Annotated in this window: 17 protein-coding genes; 14 read left to right on the top strand and 3 right to left on the bottom strand. The window is 71.4% G+C overall.

The features are described from left to right. Positions 1 to 83 precede the first annotated feature (83 nt). The 7 genes from H295_RS0100600 (at position 84) to H295_RS0100570 (ending at position 8,966) form a co-directional block, all read left to right on the top strand. Positions 84 to 926 (top strand): nitrilase-related carbon-nitrogen hydrolase, encoded by an 843-nt coding sequence (locus H295_RS0100600; RefSeq protein WP_020133397.1) that lies wholly within the window; start codon positions 84 to 86, stop codon positions 924 to 926. Beyond that, positions 923 to 2,212 (top strand): aspartate aminotransferase family protein, encoded by a 1,290-nt coding sequence (locus H295_RS0100595; RefSeq protein ID WP_020133396.1) that lies wholly within the window; start codon positions 923 to 925, stop codon positions 2,210 to 2,212. The genes H295_RS0100600 and H295_RS0100595 overlap by 4 nt, the downstream gene beginning before the upstream one ends. A 23-nt stretch (positions 2,213 to 2,235) precedes the next feature. Next, positions 2,236 to 3,795, top strand: a complete 1,560-nt coding sequence (locus H295_RS0100590; RefSeq protein WP_020133395.1) for a PucR family transcriptional regulator — start codon at positions 2,236 to 2,238, stop codon at positions 3,793 to 3,795. A gap of 155 nt (positions 3,796 to 3,950) precedes the next feature. Continuing rightward, positions 3,951 to 4,793, top strand: a complete 843-nt coding sequence (locus H295_RS0100585) for a nitrilase-related carbon-nitrogen hydrolase (RefSeq protein WP_028808905.1) — start codon at positions 3,951 to 3,953, stop codon at positions 4,791 to 4,793. A gap of 31 nt (positions 4,794 to 4,824) precedes the next feature. Continuing rightward, the gene (gene hydA, locus H295_RS0100580; protein ID WP_020133393.1) at positions 4,825 to 6,219 is read left to right on the top strand and encodes a dihydropyrimidinase; all 1,395 of its coding nucleotides are present in this window, start codon (positions 4,825 to 4,827) and stop codon (positions 6,217 to 6,219) included. 11 nt (positions 6,220 to 6,230) lie between these two features. Then, complete coding sequence (locus tag H295_RS0100575; protein WP_020133392.1) at positions 6,231 to 7,250, top strand: TIGR03842 family LLM class F420-dependent oxidoreductase; 1,020 nt, start codon at positions 6,231 to 6,233, stop codon at positions 7,248 to 7,250. 165 nt (positions 7,251 to 7,415) lie between these two features. Continuing rightward, positions 7,416 to 8,966 (top strand): NCS1 family nucleobase:cation symporter-1, encoded by a 1,551-nt coding sequence (locus H295_RS0100570; RefSeq protein WP_020133391.1) that lies wholly within the window; start codon positions 7,416 to 7,418, stop codon positions 8,964 to 8,966. 35 nt (positions 8,967 to 9,001) lie between these two features. On the opposite strand, the gene H295_RS0100565 is transcribed toward H295_RS0100570, so the two are convergent. Both H295_RS0100565 and H295_RS0100560 read right to left on the bottom strand, forming a co-directional pair. Then, positions 9,002 to 9,673, bottom strand: coding sequence for a hypothetical protein (locus tag H295_RS0100565; RefSeq protein ID WP_020133390.1), 672 nt, complete (start codon positions 9,671 to 9,673; stop codon positions 9,002 to 9,004). Positions 9,674 to 9,870: 197 nt separating this feature from the next. After that, positions 9,871 to 10,875: a carboxymuconolactone decarboxylase family protein gene (locus H295_RS0100560; protein ID WP_020133389.1), complete on the bottom strand. Its 1,005-nt coding sequence runs from the start codon at positions 10,873 to 10,875 to the stop codon at positions 9,871 to 9,873. Between the two features lie 168 nt (positions 10,876 to 11,043). On the opposite strand from H295_RS0100560, the gene H295_RS0100555 reads away from it, so the two are divergent. From H295_RS0100555 to H295_RS0100545, 3 genes are read left to right on the top strand one after another with little or no spacing between them, the layout of a single operon-like run. After that, entirely contained in the window at positions 11,044 to 12,258 is a 1,215-nt protein-coding gene (locus H295_RS0100555; protein WP_020133388.1) for a sensor histidine kinase, read from the top strand. Continuing rightward, complete coding sequence (locus H295_RS0100550) at positions 12,255 to 12,917, top strand: response regulator (protein WP_020133387.1); 663 nt, start codon at positions 12,255 to 12,257, stop codon at positions 12,915 to 12,917. The genes H295_RS0100555 and H295_RS0100550 overlap by 4 nt, the downstream gene beginning before the upstream one ends. Before the next feature lie 37 nt (positions 12,918 to 12,954). Continuing rightward, positions 12,955 to 13,773 carry a class I SAM-dependent methyltransferase gene (locus H295_RS0100545; RefSeq protein ID WP_020133386.1) on the top strand — a complete coding sequence of 273 codons (819 nt, stop codon included), beginning with the start codon at positions 12,955 to 12,957 and terminating at the stop codon, positions 13,771 to 13,773. An 18-nt stretch (positions 13,774 to 13,791) separates the two neighbouring features. On the opposite strand, the gene H295_RS0100540 is transcribed toward H295_RS0100545, so the two are convergent. Further along, on the bottom strand, positions 13,792 to 14,787 hold the full coding sequence (locus H295_RS0100540) for a phospholipase D-like domain-containing protein (RefSeq protein ID WP_020133385.1): 996 nt from the start codon (positions 14,785 to 14,787) through the stop codon (positions 13,792 to 13,794). A gap of 275 nt (positions 14,788 to 15,062) precedes the next feature. Here H295_RS0100540 and H295_RS0100535 point away from each other — a divergent pair, with 275 nt between their 5' ends. The 4 genes from H295_RS0100535 to H295_RS0100520 all read left to right on the top strand — a co-directional run bounded on the left by H295_RS0100535 (position 15,063) and on the right by H295_RS0100520 (position 20,147). Next, positions 15,063 to 16,919: a gamma-glutamyltransferase family protein gene (locus H295_RS0100535; RefSeq protein ID WP_020133384.1), complete on the top strand. Its 1,857-nt coding sequence runs from the start codon at positions 15,063 to 15,065 to the stop codon at positions 16,917 to 16,919. A gap of 147 nt (positions 16,920 to 17,066) precedes the next feature. Next, positions 17,067 to 17,912, top strand: coding sequence for an inositol monophosphatase family protein (locus H295_RS0100530; protein ID WP_020133383.1), 846 nt, complete (start codon positions 17,067 to 17,069; stop codon positions 17,910 to 17,912). A gap of 240 nt (positions 17,913 to 18,152) precedes the next feature. Continuing rightward, positions 18,153 to 19,565 carry a phytoene desaturase family protein gene (locus tag H295_RS0100525; RefSeq protein ID WP_020133382.1) on the top strand — a complete coding sequence of 471 codons (1,413 nt, stop codon included), beginning with the start codon at positions 18,153 to 18,155 and terminating at the stop codon, positions 19,563 to 19,565. A gap of 72 nt (positions 19,566 to 19,637) precedes the next feature. Next, complete coding sequence (locus tag H295_RS0100520) at positions 19,638 to 20,147, top strand: O-acetyl-ADP-ribose deacetylase (protein WP_020133381.1); 510 nt, start codon at positions 19,638 to 19,640, stop codon at positions 20,145 to 20,147. Positions 20,148 to 20,165: the final 18 nt, after the last annotated feature.

Here is a 20,165-nt window from a genome sequence, read left to right as displayed (position 1 = left end):
CCTCTCCAGGAGGCTTACGTTCGTCCCTCTACGGTCTGATCTACGGGCGTAGAGGCTCTGACGTCCCGCCGAAGGAGCAGCTCATGGCCAACGTCGTACGTGCCGCTCTGGTCCAGGCCACCTGGACCGGCGACACCGATTCCATGGTGGCGAAACACGAGGAGCACGCCCGCGAGGCGGCCCGACAGGGCGCCAAGATCATCGGGTTCCAGGAAGTCTTCAACGCCCCCTACTTCTGCCAGGTCCAGGAACCCGAGCACTACCGCTGGGCCGAGCCGGTACCCGACGGCCCCACCACCACGCGGATGCAGGAACTCGCCCGCGAGACCGGCATGGTGATCGTGGTGCCGGTGTTCGAGGTCGAGCAGTCCGGGTTCTACTACAACACCGCGGTCGTCATCGATGCCGACGGCAGCGTCCTCGGCAAGTACCGCAAGCACCACATCCCGCAGGTCAAGGGCTTCTGGGAGAAGTACTACTTCAAGCCCGGCAACCTCGGCTGGCCGGTCTTCGACACGGCGGTGGGCAAGGTCGGCGTCTACATCTGCTACGACCGTCACTTCCCGGAGGGCTGGCGGCAGTTGGGCCTGAACGGCGCCCAGCTCGTCTACAACCCGTCCGCCACCCACCGGGGCCTGTCCTCCTACCTGTGGCGCCTGGAGCAGCCCGCGGCCGCCGTCGCCAACGAGTACTTCGTCGCCGCCATCAACCGGGTCGGCGTCGAGGAGTACGGCGACAACGACTTCTACGGCACCTCGTACTTCGTCGACCCGCGCGGCCAGTTCGTGGGCGACACGGCGAGCGACAAGGAGGAGGAACTCGTCGTCCGCGACCTGGACTTCGACCTCATCGAGGAAGTGCGGCAGCAGTGGGCCTTCTACCGGGACCGCCGCCCCGACGCCTACGAAGGGCTGGTGCAGCCGTGACCAGGGACCTGCTGGGACGACACCGCGCCGTCCTGCCCGACTGGCTCGCCCTCTACTACGAGGAGCCGCTGGAGATCACCCACGGCGAGGGCCGGCACGTCTGGGACTCCGAGGGCAACAAGTACCTCGACTTCTTCGGCGGCATCCTCACCACGATGACCGCGCACGCCCTGCCCGAGATCACCAAGGCGGTCAGCGAACAGGCGGGGCGGATCATCCACTCCTCCACCCTGTACCTGAACCGGCCGATGGTCGAACTCGCCGAGCGCATCGCCCAGTTGTCCGGCATCCCGGACGCCCGGGTCTTCTTCACCACCTCCGGCACCGAGGCCAACGACACCGCGCTGCTGCTCGCCACGACCTACCGCCGCAGCAACACGATCCTGGCGATGCGCAACAGCTACCACGGCCGCTCCTTCAGCGCGGTCGGCATCACCGGCAACCGCGGCTGGTCGCCCACCTCGCTGTCCCCGCTCCAGACGCTGTACGTCCACGGCGGGGTGCGCACCCGCGGGCCCTACGCCTCGCTGGGCGACGACGACTTCATCGCGGCCTGCGTCGACGACCTGAAGGACCTCCTCGGCCACACCCGGCCGCCCGCGGCCCTGATCGCCGAGCCGATCCAGGGCGTCGGCGGCTTCACCTCCCCGCCCGACGGCCTTTACGCCGCCTTCCGCGAGGTGCTCGCCGAGCGGGGCATCCTGTGGATCGCCGACGAGGTGCAGACCGGCTGGGGCCGCACCGGCGACCACTTCTGGGGCTGGCAGGCACACGCGCGGTCCGGTCCGCCGGACATCCTCACCTTCGCCAAGGGCATCGGCAACGGCATGTCCATCGGCGGGGTCGTGGCCCGCGCCGACATCATGAACTGCCTCGACTCCAACAGCATTTCGACCTTCGGCGGCACCCAGATCACGATGGCGGCCGGGCTCGCCAACCTGTCGTACCTCCTGGAGCACGACCTCCAGGGCAACGCCCGGCGGGTCGGCGGGCTGCTGATCGAGCGGCTGCGGTCCGTCGCCGCGCAGGTTCCCGGCGTACGGGAGGTGCGCGGGCGCGGCCTGATGCTGGGCGTCGAGCTGGTGAAGCCCGGCACCGACGAGGCCGATCCGCAGGCCGCGTCCGCCGTGCTGGAGGCCGCCCGCGCCGAGGGGCTGCTGCTCGGCAAGGGCGGCGGGCACAACACCAGCGCCCTCAGGATCGCCCCGCCGCTGTCCCTGACCGTCGCGGAGGCCGAGGAGGGCGCCGCGATCCTCGAACACGCTCTGAGGAGCACGATCCAGTAGGCCCACAGCGAGGGAACACCGTCATGAGCACCACCTTGGAGCCCCTGGAGCCTCTGGAGTCCATGGAGCCGACCCTGTCGGTCCGGCAGATCCTCCTGCTGGAGCGGGTCCTCGCCGGGGAGCCCGAGGTGGTGGCCGGTGCCGGTCAGCTCGACCGGGCCGTGCGCTGGGTCCATGTCGCCGAGGCCGCCGATGTCGGGGTGATGCTCAGCGGCGGCGAGATGGTCCTCACCACCGGGGTGCTGCTGGCCGGGGACGACGGCAAGCAGGCCGAGTACATCCAGTCCCTGCACCGCGCGGAGGCCGCGGCCGTGGTCCTCGGACTCGGCCGCGCCTTCCCGGCGCCGCCGGACGCGATGCGCCGGGCCGCCGAGCGGTGCGGACTGCCCATGGTCGTCCTGCACCGGCCCTTCCCCTTCGCCGAGTTGACGGAGGAGGTCCAAGCCCGGCTGGTGCGGCGGAAGTTCGCCGCCGTCAGCATGTCCGAGGCCGTGCGGACCGCCCTCACCGGACTCATCACCGCGGGCGCCCCGCTCCAGCACCTGCTGGACGAGATCGCCCACCACAGCGGCTGCCCCGTCGTCGTCACCAACCTCGCGCACCGCGTCCTCGCCACGGCGGGGGAGCGGTCCGCGGTGGACGACGTGCTGCGCGACTGGGAGCGCATCGCCCGCCAGGCCGGCGGCAGCGAGGGCGACGGCTGGATCCGTGCCGAACTGGGCGGGCGCGGGGAGCGCTGGGGCCAGATCATGCTGTGCGGCTACCGCGGCGACACCGCCACCGGACGCCTCCTCGCCGACCGCGCCGCCGAGTCCCTGGTCCTGCACCGCATGCTCGGCGGCACCTCCGCCCACACCTGGGAGGAGCAGTCCGCGCAGAGCCTGCTCACCGACCTGGTCAGCGGGGTCGTACCGGCGCGGCAGCTGCTGCCCCGCGCGCGGGCGGCCGGGCTGCCCGTCAACCGGCGCACCTTCGTACCGCTCGTCGTACGGGACGGCGATCCCGCCGAACTCGACCGTGTCCTACGGCTGTTGGGGCTGCCCGGGATCGTCGCCGAACTCGCCGACGGGGCCACCGCCGTGCTGCTGAGCCTGGCCCGGGACCAGGACGCCACTGTGCTCACCGCCAACTTCGCGGCGCGGCTGACGCAGACGGTCGTGGCGGCGGCGGACCCGCGAACCGCCTGGGACGACGTCCCCGCCGGGATGCGTGAGGCCCGGCATGTCGCGGACGCGGTCGCCTCGGGAGCACTCGACCTGCCGCCTGTCGTCCGCCTCAAGGACGTCCATCTGCGCGGACTGATAAGGCTGTTGCGCGACGACCCGCACGTGCAGTCCTTCGCCGAGCGCGAGTTGGACGGGCTGCTGTGCGCGGCGGGCGAGGACCTGCTGGCGGTGCTGCGCACCTACCTGGCCACCGGCCGCAACAAGTCCCGCACCGCCCAGCTCCACCACGTCTCCCGGCCCGCGCTCTATCGCCGGCTGGAGGCGATACAGGGCCGGCTGGGTGTCGACCTCGACGATTTCGAACAGGCCGCCTCGGTGCACATCGCACTCCTCGCCCACGACGCGCAACAGGCCTGAAACATGCCACGACCTGGGAAAACGGCGGTGAAACATGGGCTCACGACAGGGTGACACCGTGGCACGCCACGCCCCCGCAGACGTGACACCGTGCAACTCAAAGCCAGTTTTCCGACTTCCTAGTCTTCTCGCACACCGAGCGACCGGAGGTCCCGATGAGCAGAGTGATTCGTGCCGCCCTCTTTCAGACCGCGTGGACGGGCGACAAGGAGTCGATGATCCAGGTACACGAGCAGGCGGCCCGGGACGCGGCCGCGCAGGGTGCTCAGGTCCTGTGCTTCCAGGAGCTGTTCTACGGGCCGTACTTCTGCCAGGTCCAGGACAAGGCGTTCTACGAGTACGCCGAGCAGATCCCCGACGGGCCGATCGTCAAGCGGTTCCAGGCGCTGGCCAAGGAGCTGGGCATCGTCCTGATCCTGCCGATGTACGAGGAGGAGCAGCCCGGCGTCCTCTACAACACCGCCGCCGTGATCGACGCGGACGGCTCGTACCTCGGCAAGTACCGCAAGCACCACATCCCCCAAGTGCCGGGATTCTGGGAGAAGTTCTACTTCCGCCCCGGCAATCTGGGATGGCCGATCTTCGACACCAAGGTCGGGAAGATCGGTGTCTACATCTGCTACGACCGCCACTTCCCGGAAGGCTGGCGGGCGTTGGGGCTCGCGGGTGCCGAGATCGTCTTCAACCCGTCGGCCACCTCGCGCGGACTGTCCGCCTACCTGTGGCAGCTGGAGCAGCCGGCCGCGGCGGTCGCCAACGAGTACTTCGTCGGGGCGATCAACCGGGTGGGTGTGGAGGAGCTGGGCGACAACGACTTCTACGGGACGACGTACTTCGTCGACCCGGAGGCCCAGTTCGTGGGCGAGGTGGCGAGCGACAAGGAGACCGAACTGGTCGTCCGCGACCTGGACATGGCCAAGCTCCGCGAGGTCCGCGACCGCTGGCAGTTCTACCGCGACCGCCGTCCGGACGCCTACCCGCCGCTGACCGCACCCTGACCGAACCGACCACCCTGGCAGGAGAGGGAACATGAGCAGCCGTACCGTCATCAGCGGTGGACTCGTCATCACCGCGTCCGACGAGATCCACGCAGACGTGCTGATCGAGGACGGCCGCATCGCCGCCCTCGCCGTGCCCGGTACCCAGAGCTGGACCGCGGACCGCACCATCGACGCCACCGGGAAGTACGTCATCCCCGGTGGCGTCGACGCCCACACCCACATGGAGCTGCCCTTCGGCGGCACCTTCGCCTCCGACACCTTCGAGACCGGCACCCGGGCCGCCGCCTGGGGCGGTACGACCACCATCGTCGACTTCGCGGTGCAGAGCGTCGGCCACTCCCTGCGCGAGGGCCTCGACGCCTGGCACGCCAAGGCCGAGGGCAACTGCGCCATCGACTACGGCTTCCACATGATCGTCTCCGATGTGAACCAGGAGACGCTCAAGGAGATGGACCTGCTGGTGGAGGAAGGGGTCACCTCCTTCAAGCAGTTCATGGCGTATCCGGGGGTCTTCTACTCCGACGACGGCCAGATCCTGCGCGCCATGCAGCGCTCCGCCGAGAACGGCGGACTGATCATGATGCACGCCGAGAACGGCATCGCGATCGACGTCCTGGTCGAGCAGGCGCTGGCCCGCGGTGAGACGGATCCGAGGTACCACGGTGAGGTCCGCAAGGCGCTGTTGGAGGCCGAGGCCACCCACCGCGCCATCAAGCTCGCGCAGGTCGCGGGCGCCCCGCTGTACGTCGTGCACGTCTCGGCCATGGAGGCAGTGGCCGAGCTGGCACGCGCGCGGGACGAGGGGCTCAACGTCTTCGGCGAGACCTGCCCGCAGTACCTGTTCCTGTCGACGGACAACCTCGCCGAGCCGGACTTCGAGGGCTCGAAGTACGTGTGCTCGACGCCCCTGCGCCCGAAGGAGCACCAGGCCAAGCTGTGGCAGGGTCTGAGGACCAACGACCTCCAGGTCGTCTCCACCGACCACTGTCCCTTCTGCTTCGTCGGCCAGAAGGAACTCGGCCGCGGCGACTTCTCGAAGATCCCCAACGGCCTGCCCGGCGTCGAGAACCGCATGGACCTGCTCCACCAGGCCGTCGTCGACGGGCACATCACCCGCCGCCGCTGGATCGAGATCGCCTGCGCCACCCCGGCCCGGATGTTCGGCATGTACCCGAAGAAGGGCACCATCGCCCCCGGCGCCGACGCGGACGTGGTGATCTACGACCCGAACGCCGAGCAGATCGTCTCCGCCGAGACCCACCACATGAACGTCGACTACTCGGCGTACGAAGGAAAGCGCCTGACCGGCCGGGTCGAGACGGTTCTCTCGCGCGGCGAACTCGTCATCACCGAGCGGGAGTACACCGGGCACGCCGGGCACGGCACCTACACCCCCCGCTCCACCTGTCAGTACCTCAACTAGGAGTGGCGCCCATGGACTTCGGACTCGTTCTCCAGACGGACCCGCCCGCCTCGAAGGTCATCAGCCTGATGAAGCGGGCCGAACGCAACGGCTTCACCTACGGCTGGACCTTCGACTCCGCCGTGCTCTGGCAGGAACCGTTCGTGATCTACAGTCAGATCCTCGCCAACACATCGAAGTTGACGGTCGGCCCGATGGTCACCAACCCGGGCACCCGCACCTGGGAGGTCACCGCCTCCACCTTCGCCACCCTCAACGACATGTTCGGCAACCGCACGGTCTGCGGCATCGGCCGTGGCGACTCCGCGATGCGCGTCGCGGGCCGTACGCCCAACACCCTCGCCCGCATCAGCGAGGCCATGAAGGTCATCAGGGCGCTCGGCTCCGGCCAGGAGGCCGACCTCGGCGGCACCGTCGTCAAGTTCCCGTGGATCAAGGAGGGCGCCGAACTCCCCGTATGGATGGCGGCGTACGGGCCCAAGGCGCTGAAGATGACCGGCGAGGAGGCCGACGGGTTCATCCTCCAGCTCGCCGATCTGTACCTCACCGAGTACATGGTGAAGGCGGTCAAGGACGCGGCCGCGGCCGCCGGCCGGAACCCGGCGGACGTGAAGATCTGTGTGGCCGCCCCGGCCTATGTCACCGAGGACGACTCGCCGGAGGCACTCGCGCACGCACGCGAGCAGTGCCGGTGGTTCGGCGGGATGGTCGGCAACCACGTGGCCGACCTCGTCTCCAAGTACGGCGAGCACTCCGCCGCCGTCCCCGACGAGCTGACGGACTACATCAAGGCCCGCGAGGGCTACGACTACTCGCACCACGGCCGGGCCGACAACCCCGACACCGCCTTCGTGCCCGACGAGATCGTCGACCGGTTCTGTGTCATCGGACCGCCCGAGAAGCACATCGAGAAGCTGCACGCGCTGCGCGAGCTGGGCGTCGACCAGTTCGCCGTCTACGACATGCACGACGCCCAGGAAGCGACCATCGACGCCTACGGCTCCACGATCATCCCCGCCGTCAACGCCTGACCCCCACGCCCGGAACCGCTCGACCGACCCCCCACTCCTTGTCCCCCCTTCCCTCCGTCCAGGGGAGGGGTGGCGGGGCCGGGAAGGGCCTCCCCGCCCGTCCCGGCCCCGCCCGAGGCCTCCGCACGGCCCATCCCGTCCCGTCCTGATCCGATTGGCCTGCCCATGACCGAAACAGTCCCCACGGGGTCGTCGATACCGCACAACACCGGCGCTCGCGTCGAGCTCGCCCCCGAGGCCTTTCCCGCCGACAGCCCCTTCGCCAACGAGGACCTGCGTCCCGTCCCGGTCGCCGAACGCAAGTGGACGACGTACAACTTCGCGGCCCTGTGGATCTCCATGGCGCACTGCATCCCCAGCTGGACCCTGGCCTCCGGCCTGGTCGCGCTCGGCATGGACTGGAAGCAGGCCGTGTTCACCATCGCCCTGGCCAACATCATCGTGCTGTTCCCGATGCTGGCCACCGGGCATGCCGGACCCAAGTACGGCATCCCCTTCCCGGTGCTCGCCCGTGCCTCCTTCGGCCTGCGCGGCGCCAACATCCCGGCGCTGATCCGGGCCGCGGTGGCCTGCGGCTGGTTCGGCATCCAGACCTGGATCGGCGGCAGCGGCATCTTCGCGCTGGGCTCCAAGCTGACCGGCGGCCACTGGGAGGATGCGGGCAAGATCGCGGGCAATCCGTGGCCCCTGTGGCTCTGCTTCATCCTGTTCTGGGCGCTCCAGATCGCGATCATCTACCGCGGCATGGACTTCCTGCGGCACTTCGAGAACTGGGCCGCGCCCTTCGTGATCGCCGGCGCACTCGTGCTGCTGATCTGGATCGCGGTCAAGGCCGACGGCTTCGGCGCGCTGCTCGACCAGCCCTCCAAGCTCGGCTGGGGCCCCGACTTCTGGCCGGTCTTCTTCCCGTCCCTCATGGGCATGATCGGCTTCTGGGCCACCCTGTCCCTCAACATTCCCGACTTCACGCGCTTCGGCGCCAGCCAGAAGGCGCAGACCTGGGGGCAGGCCCTGGGGCTTCCGACCACCATGACCCTGTTCGCGGTCCTCGCCGTGCTCGTCACCTCCGGCTCCGAGGCGGTCTACGGCGAGGCCATCTGGGACCCCGTCGCGCTCGCGGCCAAGACGGACAACGCCTTCGGGCTGCTGTTCGCGCTGATCGTGGTGCTGGTCGCCACGATCTCCGTGAACATCGCGGCGAACGTGGTCTCACCGGCGTACGACCTGTCCAACCTGGCCCCGAAGTTCATCAACTTCCGTACGGGCGCGCTGATCACGGGTGTCGTCGGCATCCTGATCTTCCCGTGGAAGCTGATCTCGACGCCGGAGTTCTACATCTTCACCTGGCTCGGTGTGGTCGGCGGTCTGCTCGGCACGGTCGCGGGCATCCTCATCGCCGACTACTGGATCGTCCGGCGCACGGTCCTGCACCTCGCGGACCTCTACACGCCCGGCGGGCGCTACTGGTACGCCAACGGCTGGAACTGGCGGGCGATAGTCGCCTTCGTCGTCGGCGGACTGCTCGCGGTCGGCGGCTCGTACTCCGCCGTGGGCGCGGACGGCAAGAAGACCGGGCCGTTCCCGGTCGACGGTCTGATCCCGTTCCTCAAGCCGCTGGCCGACTACGGCTGGGCGGTGGGCCTGGCCACCTCACTGCTGCTGTACGTGGCGCTCATGCTGCCGAAGGGCAAGGAGCAGGAGGGCCTCGCGGCCTGACAGCGGAGCGGTCAGGGGGCCCGGGCCGGTTCGGCTCAGGCCTTCTGACCGCTTTCCAGTGCCGCCACCGCTTCCTTGGCGGCCTTGATGGCCCCCTTGTTGATCTCGTCCGTGGCGGGCGCCTTCTTCGACTCGAAGTCGCTGCCGTTGTACGTCACGGTGACCAGCGCGTTGGACGCCTGGATCATGACCACGCCCTCACGGGTCTGCTGCTTGTCCTCGGTGGTCAGGTTCACCACCGAGTACCCGGCGTCGCCGACCCCGGGCACGGTTCCGCCGCCGCTCTTCGCGGTGACGTTCTCCTTGTACGACTTCGCGGCCGCCGCGTTGGACTCCGTGATCTCGAAGGAGACGTCGAGCCAGCGGTAGTCGTACCCCTTGAGCGCGTTCCAGGAGCAGGTGCGGCGCAGGGCCGGGTCCGTGGAGGGGATCTCCTTGCCGGCCGTCTTGGCGCCGGGGACCAGCGACTTGATCGTCGCCGCGCCGATGCTGCCGCAGGGGGCGGGGGCGGCGGAGTACCGCTTCACCGTGGCCGCCGCCGACGCCCCGCCGTCCGAGGACGGCTGGTCGGCGGACGGCGGTGCCGACTCCTTCTGGGTGGCCGGAGTCGCGGCCGGGCCTGACGTCAGCACCCAGCCCGCCGCGGCGAGCACGACGACGGGCGAGATGCGCGCGGTGAGGGCGAGCGGCAGGGAAAGAGTTCGCACGGCGCACTTTTCGTGGGGGACGGACGGTGCGGACGGGTCCGCACTGCGGACGGTACGACAGTTTCACACGTCTCCCTGTGGGGTGGAAGCGTGAACTCGCTCCGTGGTGGGGCCGTCACGGCACCCTGCCGTCGATGCGTCATGTGTCCCTTTATGTCCGCACGATGGGGTGGTCGGGGGCCGATGCGCCGACCGTTTCAGGTCCTGGCGACGGTGCGGGGGAGGGCCGACTCGATGCGGTCCACGGCCAGGAACGCCCCGTAGGCCACGAGGTGCACCAGGCACCGGTCGGTGTGCTCCGGCCGCCGCCAGGCCGCCACGTCCTCGTCCGTGATCCGGTACGGCGCGAGCGCGGCCAGCAGCACCAGCCGTGCCCCGGGACGCTCCCGCCGGTCCGGGAAGGTGCGCAGGTCCAGCGGGGGATGCGAGCCGTCCCAGTCCAGCAGGACGTCCTCCACGAGATCCTGGTCGTCGGTGTCGAGGAGCCCGGCGCCCGTCATGGCGGCCCGCAGCAGCGCCGCGTACGCGAGTCCCACCGGTGTGCCGTCCGCCCACGCGGGGGCCTCGCCCGGATCGGGCAGGTCGAGCAGCGCGAGGGACGCCCCCGGCCGGGCCGGCCGGCGCACGGTCCGGGCGAGCGTCCGGCCCGCGAGGCTGCGCACCGCCCTGGAGCGCTGGGCGTTGCCCGGCAGCAGGTTCTCGGTGAGCAGGGCGGACACGATCCGGTTGATGAAGTGGAAGGCGAACGCGGTACCCAGATAGCCGGGGGCGTGCTCGCGCGGGAACGGGTACGGTCCGGCGCCCGGGCCGCCCGGCACACGCGTGTGCCTGCCCCACTCCAGTACGCGCGCGTGGTCCTCGTTCTCCGGCCGCTCTCCGCGGACGACCCGTTCGGCGAGGGCGTGGTCACCGGTGGCGTGCAGCAGCATGGTGTGCGCGTCCACGCAGAACGGGCAGCGGTTGGCCAGCGAGACCCCGAGCGCCGCCAGCTCCTTGCCGGTGCGGCTGCCGGGACCCGCGATCAGCGACTCGCGCAGCAGCGCCCAGGTGGGGGCGAGGAGCTCCGGCGCGGAGGAGAGGACCACGAAGGTGACGGGGCGGGCGAGGCCGAAGTCGCGGGCCAGCTGCTCGTAGACCTCGGCGACTCGGCCGGTGGCGGCCTTCGGCGGCTGGGGACGGGTGTACCGGAAGGGTGTGGGCATGGACTGCAGCGTGCGCCCCGGCCCCGGCGGCGGTCGTCCTACGGCCGAAGGGAGTTGGCGCTGCGTCCGTGAGGGCGGCCCGGGCGGGGGACTACTCCCGGGGGAGTAGCGCAGGAGTTGTCCACAGGGCTGACGCCGGTGTCGCCGGAGCGGTCTAGCGTGTGGGGGATGAGCGGGCACTCGGTCGACTCGACCGTCTCACAGCGGTTCGCCGACCTGGCCGTGGCGGTCGTGGTCGGCGCCCTCGCCCTGGTCGCGGCGGCCTACGACACGGACACGACCGCCCTCGACCAGGGCCTCCTCGTGGTGAGTTCGGCCGCGCTCGCGTTCCACCGCGCGGTCCCGGTGGCGGTGCTGGCCGTGTCCACGCTGAGCGGGGCGGCCTACGTCCTGCACGCCCACCCGGGGCCCCTCGGCGCGCTGTCCGTCCTCGCCGCCGTGCACCTGGCCTCCCAGCAGGGGCGCCGGGGGTGGGCGGCCGCCGCGAGCGGGCTCTTCCTCGCCGCGTACGCCGGCACGGGCCCTACCGTCCCTGAGGCCGTGGAGAAGACCGCTCTGCTCGCGGGCTGGTTCCTGTGCGGGGTCGTGACCGGCCTCGCCGGCAGCAACTGGCAGGCCTACCTGCGCCAGACCGAACAGCGCGCCCTGGAGGCCGAGCGGACCCGCGAGGAGGCCGCGCTGCGCCGAGCCGGAGAGGAACGCCTGCGCATAGCAAGGGAGTTGCACGACTCCCTCACCCACAGCATCTCCATCGTCAAACTCCAGGCGGGAGTCGCCGTCCACCTGGCCCGCAAGCGGGGCGAGGAGGTGCCGCCCGCCCTGCTCGCCATCCAGGAGGCGGGCGGCGAGGCCATGCGCGAGCTGCGCGCCACGCTGGAGGTCCTGCGCACCGACGAACCCACCGGCACCCCCGGGCTGCTCGTGGAGCGGGCGAGGGCGGCGGGACTCGCCGTCGACCTGCGCGTCACCGGCGAGGAGTGTGCCCTGCCGGCGCCCCTCGACCGGGCCGTCTACCGGATCGTGCAGGAGTCCCTGACGAACGCGGCCCGGCACGCGGGACCGGCAAAGGTGCGGGTGGAACTCGCCTACGGGAAGGACCGATTGACCGTACGGGTGGACGACGACGGGGCCGCGGACCCGGACCGTCCGCCGCAGCCCGGCCACGGCCTCACCGGCATGCGCGAGCGGGTCACGGCCCTGGGCGGCACGCTGCGCACCGGACCACGGGACGAGGGAGGGTTCTCGGTGCGCGCGCACCTGCCGTTGGAGCCGGGGCCGCGACTGCCGTCCGGGGCCGGGTCGCACCTGCCGTCCGGGGCGGGGCCGCGACTGCCCTCCGGGGTGGATCAGCGGGCGCTCGCGGAGCCGGGGGAGTCGGCGTGATCCGAGTGGCCCTCGTCGACGACCAGGCGCTCATGCGGGCCGGGTTCCGGGCCCTGCTCGACGCCGAGGACGGCATCGAGGTGGTCGGGGAGGCCGCGGACGGGAAGCAGGGCGTGGAGCTGGTGCGCGCGCGGGTGCCCGACATCGCGCTGATCGACGTGCAGATGCCGGTGATGACGGGCATCGAGGCCACCCGGCTCATCGCCGAGGACCCGGAGCTGGCCGCGGTCCGCGTGGTGATCCTCACCAACTACGGCCACGACGAGTACGTCTTCGAGGCGCTGCGGGCCGGTGCGAGCGGCTTTCTGCTGAAGGACACCGAACCCGCCGACCTGCTCCAGGCCATCGAAGTGGTCGCCCGCGGCGAGGCGCTGCTGTCACCCGCGGTCACCCGTACCCTGATCGGCGAGTTCGTGTCCCGCCCTCCCGACCGGTCCACCGCCCCCGGCCTGGAGTGCCTCACCCGCCGCGAGCGCGAGGTCACGGCCCTGGCGGCCCGGGGGCTGAGCAACGAGGAGATCGCCGAGCACATGGTGATCAGTCCTCTGACGGCGAAGACGCACGTCAGCCGTGCGATGACGAAGCTGGGGGCCCGGGACCGCGCCCAACTGGTCGTCTTCGCCTACGAGTCGGGACTGGTCACGGCGCGCGTCAACTGAGTTGCGGACCATGGGCGTTGATCAGCACTCTGAGACGATGACCGGGACGGCACCGCGGGTGCGTGAAGAGATCCTCGCCTACTACGCCCAGGGCAAGGGGGACGCTCGCCTCAGGGACGGTGGTGCCCCGGCAGGGCGGCTGGAGTTCTGGCGCACCCAGGACGTGCTGCGGCGACTGCTGCCCGCCGCGCCCGCACGCGTGCTGGACGTCGGAGGCGGCAGCGGGGTGCACGCGGAGTGGCTCGCCCAGGACGGACACCGGGTGCACCTCGTCGACCCCGTACCGCTGCACGTCGAACAGGCCGCGCGGCTCCCGGGGGTGACCGCACGCCTCGGGGACGCCCGCGAACTGACCGAGGCCGACGCCTCGTACGACGTGGTGCTGCTGCTCGGCCCGCTGTACCACCTGACCGAACGGGCCGACCGGGTACGGGCGTTGGCCGAGGCGGAGCGAGTGGTCCGGCCCGGCGGGCTGGTGGTCGCCGCCACCATCAACCGGTACGCGCAACTCCACGACCTGCTGCGCGGGGAGCACTACTTCACCCCGTCGGTCCGCGCCCACACCGACGCGGTCCTCGCGGACGGCAGGCACCCCTACCAGGAGGGCGGCTTCTTCACCGTCGCCCACTTCGCCCAACCGGACGAGGTGACGCGGGAGTTCGCCGAGGCGGGGCTTTCTGCCGAGGGCCAGTACGGCGTCGAAGGCGTCGCCTGGCTGATGGACGGCGTCGAGGACTGGCTGGACGACCCCGGGCGGCGCGAGACGGTCCTCGCGGCCTGCCGGCACATCGAGTCCGAGCCTGCACTGCTGGGAACGAGCGGGCATTTGCTCACGGCGGGCAGACGGCCTCGGTGACCGCCTGCCCGCCGGTCACTACGCGGCCGTACCGCCCGAGTAGTCGCTGCTGAAGGTGGTCTCGACCGTGGTGGCCACGGACTGGGCCACCCCGGTGCCGGTGAGGATGATGCCCAACTCCCGGTTGGCGGTGAGGGAGTTGCTGCTCAGGTTCATGGAGCCCGCCTCCACCTCCTGGGTGGCGAGGCCGTAGTCGGCGACCATGGCCTTGGCGTGGATGTAGAAGCCGTTCGGATCGGAGTACCCGACGACCGTGCCGCCAGCCGCCTTGATCTCGGAGACCTCGCTCGCGTAGTCGCCCGGCGTCTCCAGCACCACCCTCACCTTCACCCCCGCCTTCGCGCGTGCCGCTATCGCGTCGACCACCGCGCTGTCGCTGAACTCCAGTTCCTCGACGTCGAGCGTCTTCGTGGCCGCGTTCACCACGGCCAGCAGCCGGTTGCGGGAGTCCGTGGGCGACCAGAGCAGATGGTCGCCGTCGGTGGGGGTGACCGAGGTGCCGGCGTAGTCCGCGGCGAACACCTTCTCGATTGCGGCGACATCGCGACTGTCGTCGGTGAACACCCCGTAGTCGCGGCCGGTCGCGTAGTACTGGGAGGTCAGATTGCCGGTCAGGACAAGTGACTTGGCGCCGTCCACGGTGATCGTCTTCTGGTGCGTGTAGACGAAGCTCGACGGCGACCACACCACGCCTACACCGGCGTTGGTCAGTGCGGTGTAGGCGGAGCTGTTGGCGTTCTGGTGCGCGCGGTCCAGCACGACCCGGACGGTGACGCCCTTGGCCTTCAGGGCGATCAGGTCGTTGACGGCCGTGGTGTCCTCCAGCTCGTACATGGTCATGTCGAGGGACGTGGTGGCCGAGTCGATGAAGTCGTAGATCGTGGGCTGCGTGGTACCGCTGCGCGAGAAGGCGAAGGCGGTGTAGGTCGCGGCGTTGGCGGGGACGGAGGCGGCGAGTACGGCGGCGCCGGCGGCGAGCGTGACACCCGTGCGGGCGAGGACCTTCGACAACATGCGTGACTCCTGGTCGAGTTGGGGCCCACGTGGGGGAGCGCGGGCGTTCGCATCGCACCACGCGCGTAGAACGCGGAGGAAGGGCAGGCCGGTGAACTCGGGGTTACCGGCGGTCCCAGCAGCCGGGCAAAAGGGACTCCGTGCAGGTGGTGGGTGGTTCATGGAGTTCTCGTGCACTCGCAAAGACTTCGTAGACAGGTCGGTGGGGGATGAAAGGATCCCCGCAGGCGACCGCTTCGGACCGGCCGAGGCGGGCCCGATGCGCGAGGTGAGAGATGTCGTTCACCACCCGGCCGACCCTCCAGGGCACCTTCGGCATGGTGTCCTCCACCCACTGGCTGGCCTCGCAGTCGGCGATGGCGGTGCTGGAGGACGGTGGCAACGCCTACGACGCCGTGGTGGCCGGCGCGTTCGTGCTGCACGTCGTCGAGCCGCACCTGAACGGCCCCGCCGGTGAGGTGCCGATCCTGCTCGCGCCGGCCGGCGGCGAGGTGCGGGTGCTGTGCGGACAGGGCGTCGCACCGGCCGGGGCGACCGTGGCCCACTACCGGGGACTCGGCCTGGACCTTGTGCCCGGCACCGGACCCCTCGCCGCCGCCGTACCCGGCGCCTTCGACGCCTGGATGCTGCTCCTGCGCGACCACGGCACCAGGTCCCTCGCCGACGTCCTCCGGTACGCCATCGGGTACGCCGAGGACGGGCATGCCCCCGTGGAGAACGTCGGCGCGACGGTGGAGAGCGTGCGGGAGCTGTTCGAGACGGAGTGGACCTCGTCGGCGGAGGTCTATCTGCCGGGCGGCAAGGCCCCGCGGCCCGGTGAGCTGTTCCGCAACCCCGCCCTGGCCGCCACCTGGCGGCGGCTGGTCGACGAGGTGGCGGACGCGGGGGACCGGGTCGCGCAGATCGACGCGGCCCGCGCGGTGTGGCGTACCGGATTCATCGCCGAGGCGCTCGTACGGCAGGCCCGGCGGCCCACCCTCGACACCAGCGGCACGCGCCACACCGGCACGCTCACGGCCGCCGACCTCGCCGGGTGGTCGGCGAGTTACGAGGCGCCGGCGACGTACGACTGGAACGGCTGGACCCTGTGCAAGGCCGGCCCCTGGAGTCAGGGCCCGGTCCTCCTCCAGCAGCTCGCCCTGCTGCCGCCCGAGCTGCCCCGGTACGGGTCCGCGGAGTACGTCCATCTGCTGGTCGAGGGCTGCAAGCTGGCCATGGCCGACCGGGAGGCCTGGTACGGGGACGCGGCCGAGGTGCCGCTGAAGGAGCTGCTCTCGGCGGAGTACAACGCCGGCCGGCGCGCCCTCGTGGGCGACAGGGCCTCGCACGAGCTGCGGCCGGGCAGCCCCGGGGGGCGCGAGCCGCGGCTCAGCGCACACGCGCGCGTGGTCGTCACCGACGAGCCCGGGTTCAGCCCGATGGGCGTCGGCGAGCCCACGGTCGCGAAGAACCCCACGTCCCCCGTGCCGGGCGAGCCCGCGACCCACCCCGTGCCGGGCGAGCCCGAGGTCGGCCCCGACGGCACGACCCGGGGCGACACCTGCCATCTCGACGTCGTCGACCGCTGGGGCAACATGGTCGCCGCCACGCCCAGCGGAGGCTGGCTCCAGTCCAATCCGGTCGTGCCCGAACTGGGCTTCCCGCTGGGCACCCGGCTCCAGATGACCTGGCTGGACGAGGGCCTGCCGAACTCCCTCACACCGGGCCGCCGCCCCCGCACCACCCTCACCCCCTCCATCGCCCTGCGCGACGGTGTGCCCGTCCTGGCCTTCGGCACGCCCGGCGGGGACCAGCAGGACCAGTGGCAGCTCCACTTCTTCCTGGCCCTCGCCCTGCGCGCCCCGGTCCGCGGCGGCCTCGACCTCCAGGGCGCGATCGACGCCCCGAACTGGCACAACGACAGCTTCCCCGGCTCCTTCTACCCGCGCGGCATGCGGCCCGGGAGCGTCACGGTGGAGGCCAGGACCTCTCCCGAGGTGGTCGCGGAGCTACGGCGGCGGGGGCATGACGTGACGGTGGCGGACGCGTGGTCGGAGGGCAGGCTGTGCGCGGTGGCGCGGGACCCGGAGACGGGGGTGCTGTCGGCCGGGGCGAACCCGCGCGGGATGCAGGGGTACGCGGTGGGGCGATGACCGGGGCGGGCCTTTGGGGGTGCGTGCGGTGGCGGGGACGGGGCGGTGCGAGTGAACGGCGTCCCCGGCACCCGGTGTTCACGGTGATTCCGTACAGCGTCCATCGGGCGGGTGGGGTTTGTCAGTCCCGCGTGCTCTCATGGACTCATGATCGGAGACACGGAAACCATCGACGAGTTTCTCGACCTGCACGCCGGCGACGTGGAAGAGGCGGTGCGCAAGGCGGCCGCGGCCGAGGTCATGCCTCGCTTCCGGCGGCTCGCCGCACACGAGGTCGACCAGAAGGCGGGTCCGCACGACCTGGTGACGGACGCCGACCGGCTCGCCGAGCGGTACCTCACCGAGGCGCTCGGCGCCCTGCTGCCGGGCTCGGCCGTGGTCGGGGAGGAGGCGGTGCATGCCAACCCGGCCTCGTACGAGGCGATACAGGGCGACGCCCCCGTCTGGATCGTCGACCCCGTCGACGGCACCCGGCAGTTCGTGCACGGCGACCCCGGCTTCTGCATGCTGGTCGCGCTGGCGAAGAGCGGTGTCCTGCTGGCCTCCTGGACCTACGCGCCGGCGCGCGACCAACTGGCCACGGCGATACGGGGCCGGGGCGCGTTCCTCGACGGCGAGCGGCTGCACGCGGGCGCCCCCGAACCGGGCCGGGACCTCCAAGTGGCCACCTCCCACCCGGACTACACGACGGAGGACCAGAAGCGCGGGCTGCGGAGGCTGTGGACGGACGGCGTCGCACCGCGCGCGTGCGGCTCGGCGGGGCTGGAGTATCTCGCCGTCGCCCGCGGGGAGTTGGACGCGACCGCGTTCTCCTGGGAGGCGGCCTGGGACCACGCGGCGGGCCTGCTGCTGGTCGAGGAGGCGGGCGGCGCCCATCTGACCCTCACCGGCGAGCCCTTCCGCGTCACGGGAGGCAACACCCTGCCCTTCACCGCGGCCCGGGACGCGGCGACGGCGAGGAGGATTCGGGGGGTGCTGGCGGGGGAGGGCTGACGGGGAGGACTGAGGGAGGCTGCTGACGGGGGTGCGCACGGAAACCCGGGCTCACCGCCCGCGCACGGAAACCCGGGCTCACCGCCCGCGCACGGAAACCCGGGCTCACCGCCCTCCAGCCCTCCCCCCGAGGGCCCGGAGACCCCTCCCGAATTGCCCCCGAACCCCAGGACTGTCGGTCCCCCGGCATATCCTGATCCTCTGGCCATCGGCTGACGAAGGGGTCCGAAGGTGCCGTCGATGCTCGATGCGGTCGTGGTGGGTGCGGGGCCGAACGGACTGACGGCCGCCGTGGAGCTGGCCCGGCGCGGCTTCTCCGTGGCCGTCTTCGAGGCCCGCGACACCCTGGGCGGAGGCGCCCGCACCGAGGAGCTGACCCTCCCCGGTTTCCGGCACGACCCCTGTTCCGCGGCCCACCCCCTCGGCATCAACTCCCCGGCGTTCCGCGCGCTGCCCCTGGAGCGCTACGGACTGGAGTGGCTGCACGCGGAGCTGCCCATGGCGCACCCGTTCACCGACGGCACCGCCGCCGTCCTGTCGAGGTCGGTCGCCGAGACGGCCGCCTCCTTCGGACCGCGTGACGCGGGGACGTACCGAAGGCTCGTCGAGCCGTTCCTGCCCAAGTGGGACACCCTGGTCCACGACTTCATGTCCCTGCCCCTGACCGCGCTGCCCCGCGACCCGGTCACCCTGGCCCGCTTCGGCCTCGCCGGACTGCCCCCGTCGACCCTGCTGATGCGCCGCTTCCGCGACGAGCGGGCCAAGACCCTGTTCGCCGGCCTGGTCGCGCATGTCATGGCCCCGCTCAGCGGGTTCGCCACCGGTGCCATCGGCCTGGTCTTCGCCCTCGCGGCACACGCCCGGGGCTGGCCCGTCGCCCGCGGCGGCTCCCAGTCCATCTCCGACGCGCTCGCCGCGTATCTCAAGGACCTCGGCGGCAGCGTGCACACCGACTACGAGGTCAAGCGGCTGGACGACCTGCCACCGGCGCGCGCCTACGTCTTCGACACCTCACCCACCGCGCTTGCCCGCATCGCCGGCTTCGGCGACTACTACCAGGGCTACCGCTACGGCCCGGGTGTCTTCAAGGTCGACTACGCCCTCGACGGCCCGGTGCCGTGGACCGCGAAGGAGGCGCGCAGCGCGGGCACCGTGCAGATCGGTGCGAACAGCGCGGAGATCGGCAGGGCGCTGCGGGCCGCGTCCCGGGAGGGCCGGGCCCCCGACAGGCCGTTCATGATCACCGTGCAGCCGAGTGTCGTGGACCCGGGCCGGGCCCCCGACGGAAAGCACGTGTTCTGGGCCTACGGCCATGTCCCCAGCGGCTGGACCGGCGATCTGACCGACGCCCTGGAGCGCCAACTGGAGCGTTTCGCACCGGGGTTCCGCGACCGGGTCCTCGCCCGCGCCACCGCGGGACCGCCCGAACTGGCCGCCCGCAACGCCAACTACGTCGGCGGCGACATCGGCTCCGGCGCGGTCACCGGCCTCCAGATCATGCTGCGCCCCAAGCTCTCCCTCTTCCCCTACGGCACTCCTCACCCGGCCGTCTTCATCTGCTCGTCGGCGACCCCACCGGGTCCCGGTGTGCACGGCATGTCGGGCCACAATGCCGCGAAGGCCGTGTGGCGACGGCTCCGGCAGGAGACCTGAAGCGCAGCCGGCCCCTTGCACAAGCCCCACACCGAGCCGACCTGAAGCGCACCCTGCTGGAAGAGTGGGTGCATGACCACCATCCGACTCGTCCAGGGCGACATCACGCGGGAGAGCGCCGACGCGATCGTCAACGCCGCGAACTCCTCCCTCCTCGGCGGCGGAGGCGTCGACGGTGCCATCCACCGGCGCGGCGGCCCCGCGATCCTGGCGGAGTGCCGCAGGCTGCGCGCCGGGCACTACGGCAAGGGCCTCGCCACCGGCCAGGCCGTCGCCACCACGGCGGGCGACCTGGACGCGCGCTGGGTGATCCACACCGTCGGCCCCCGGTACAGCCACGAGGAGGACCGGTCGGCGCTGCTGGCCTCCTGCTACCGCGAGTCCCTGCGCGTCGCCGACGAACTCGGGGCCCGGACGGTCGCCTTCCCCGCCGTCTCCGCCGGCATCTACGGCTGGCCGATCGACGACGCCGCCCGGATCGCGGTGGAGACGGTGCGGGAGTCCGGGACCACGGTCGAGGAGGTCCGGTTCGTGCTGTTCGACGAGAAGGCGTACGACGCGTTCGCCCGGCAGCTCGACTGACATCCGAGTCCCCTGACG

Origin of the sequence: Streptomyces sp. 351MFTsu5.1 (assembly GCF_000383655.1) — a bacterium.
Lineage (GTDB): Bacteria > Actinomycetota > Actinomycetes > Streptomycetales > Streptomycetaceae > Streptomyces > Streptomyces griseorubiginosus.
The sequence above is the reverse complement of the archived record's forward strand: the minus strand, read 5'-3'. Positions and strand labels throughout refer to the sequence as shown.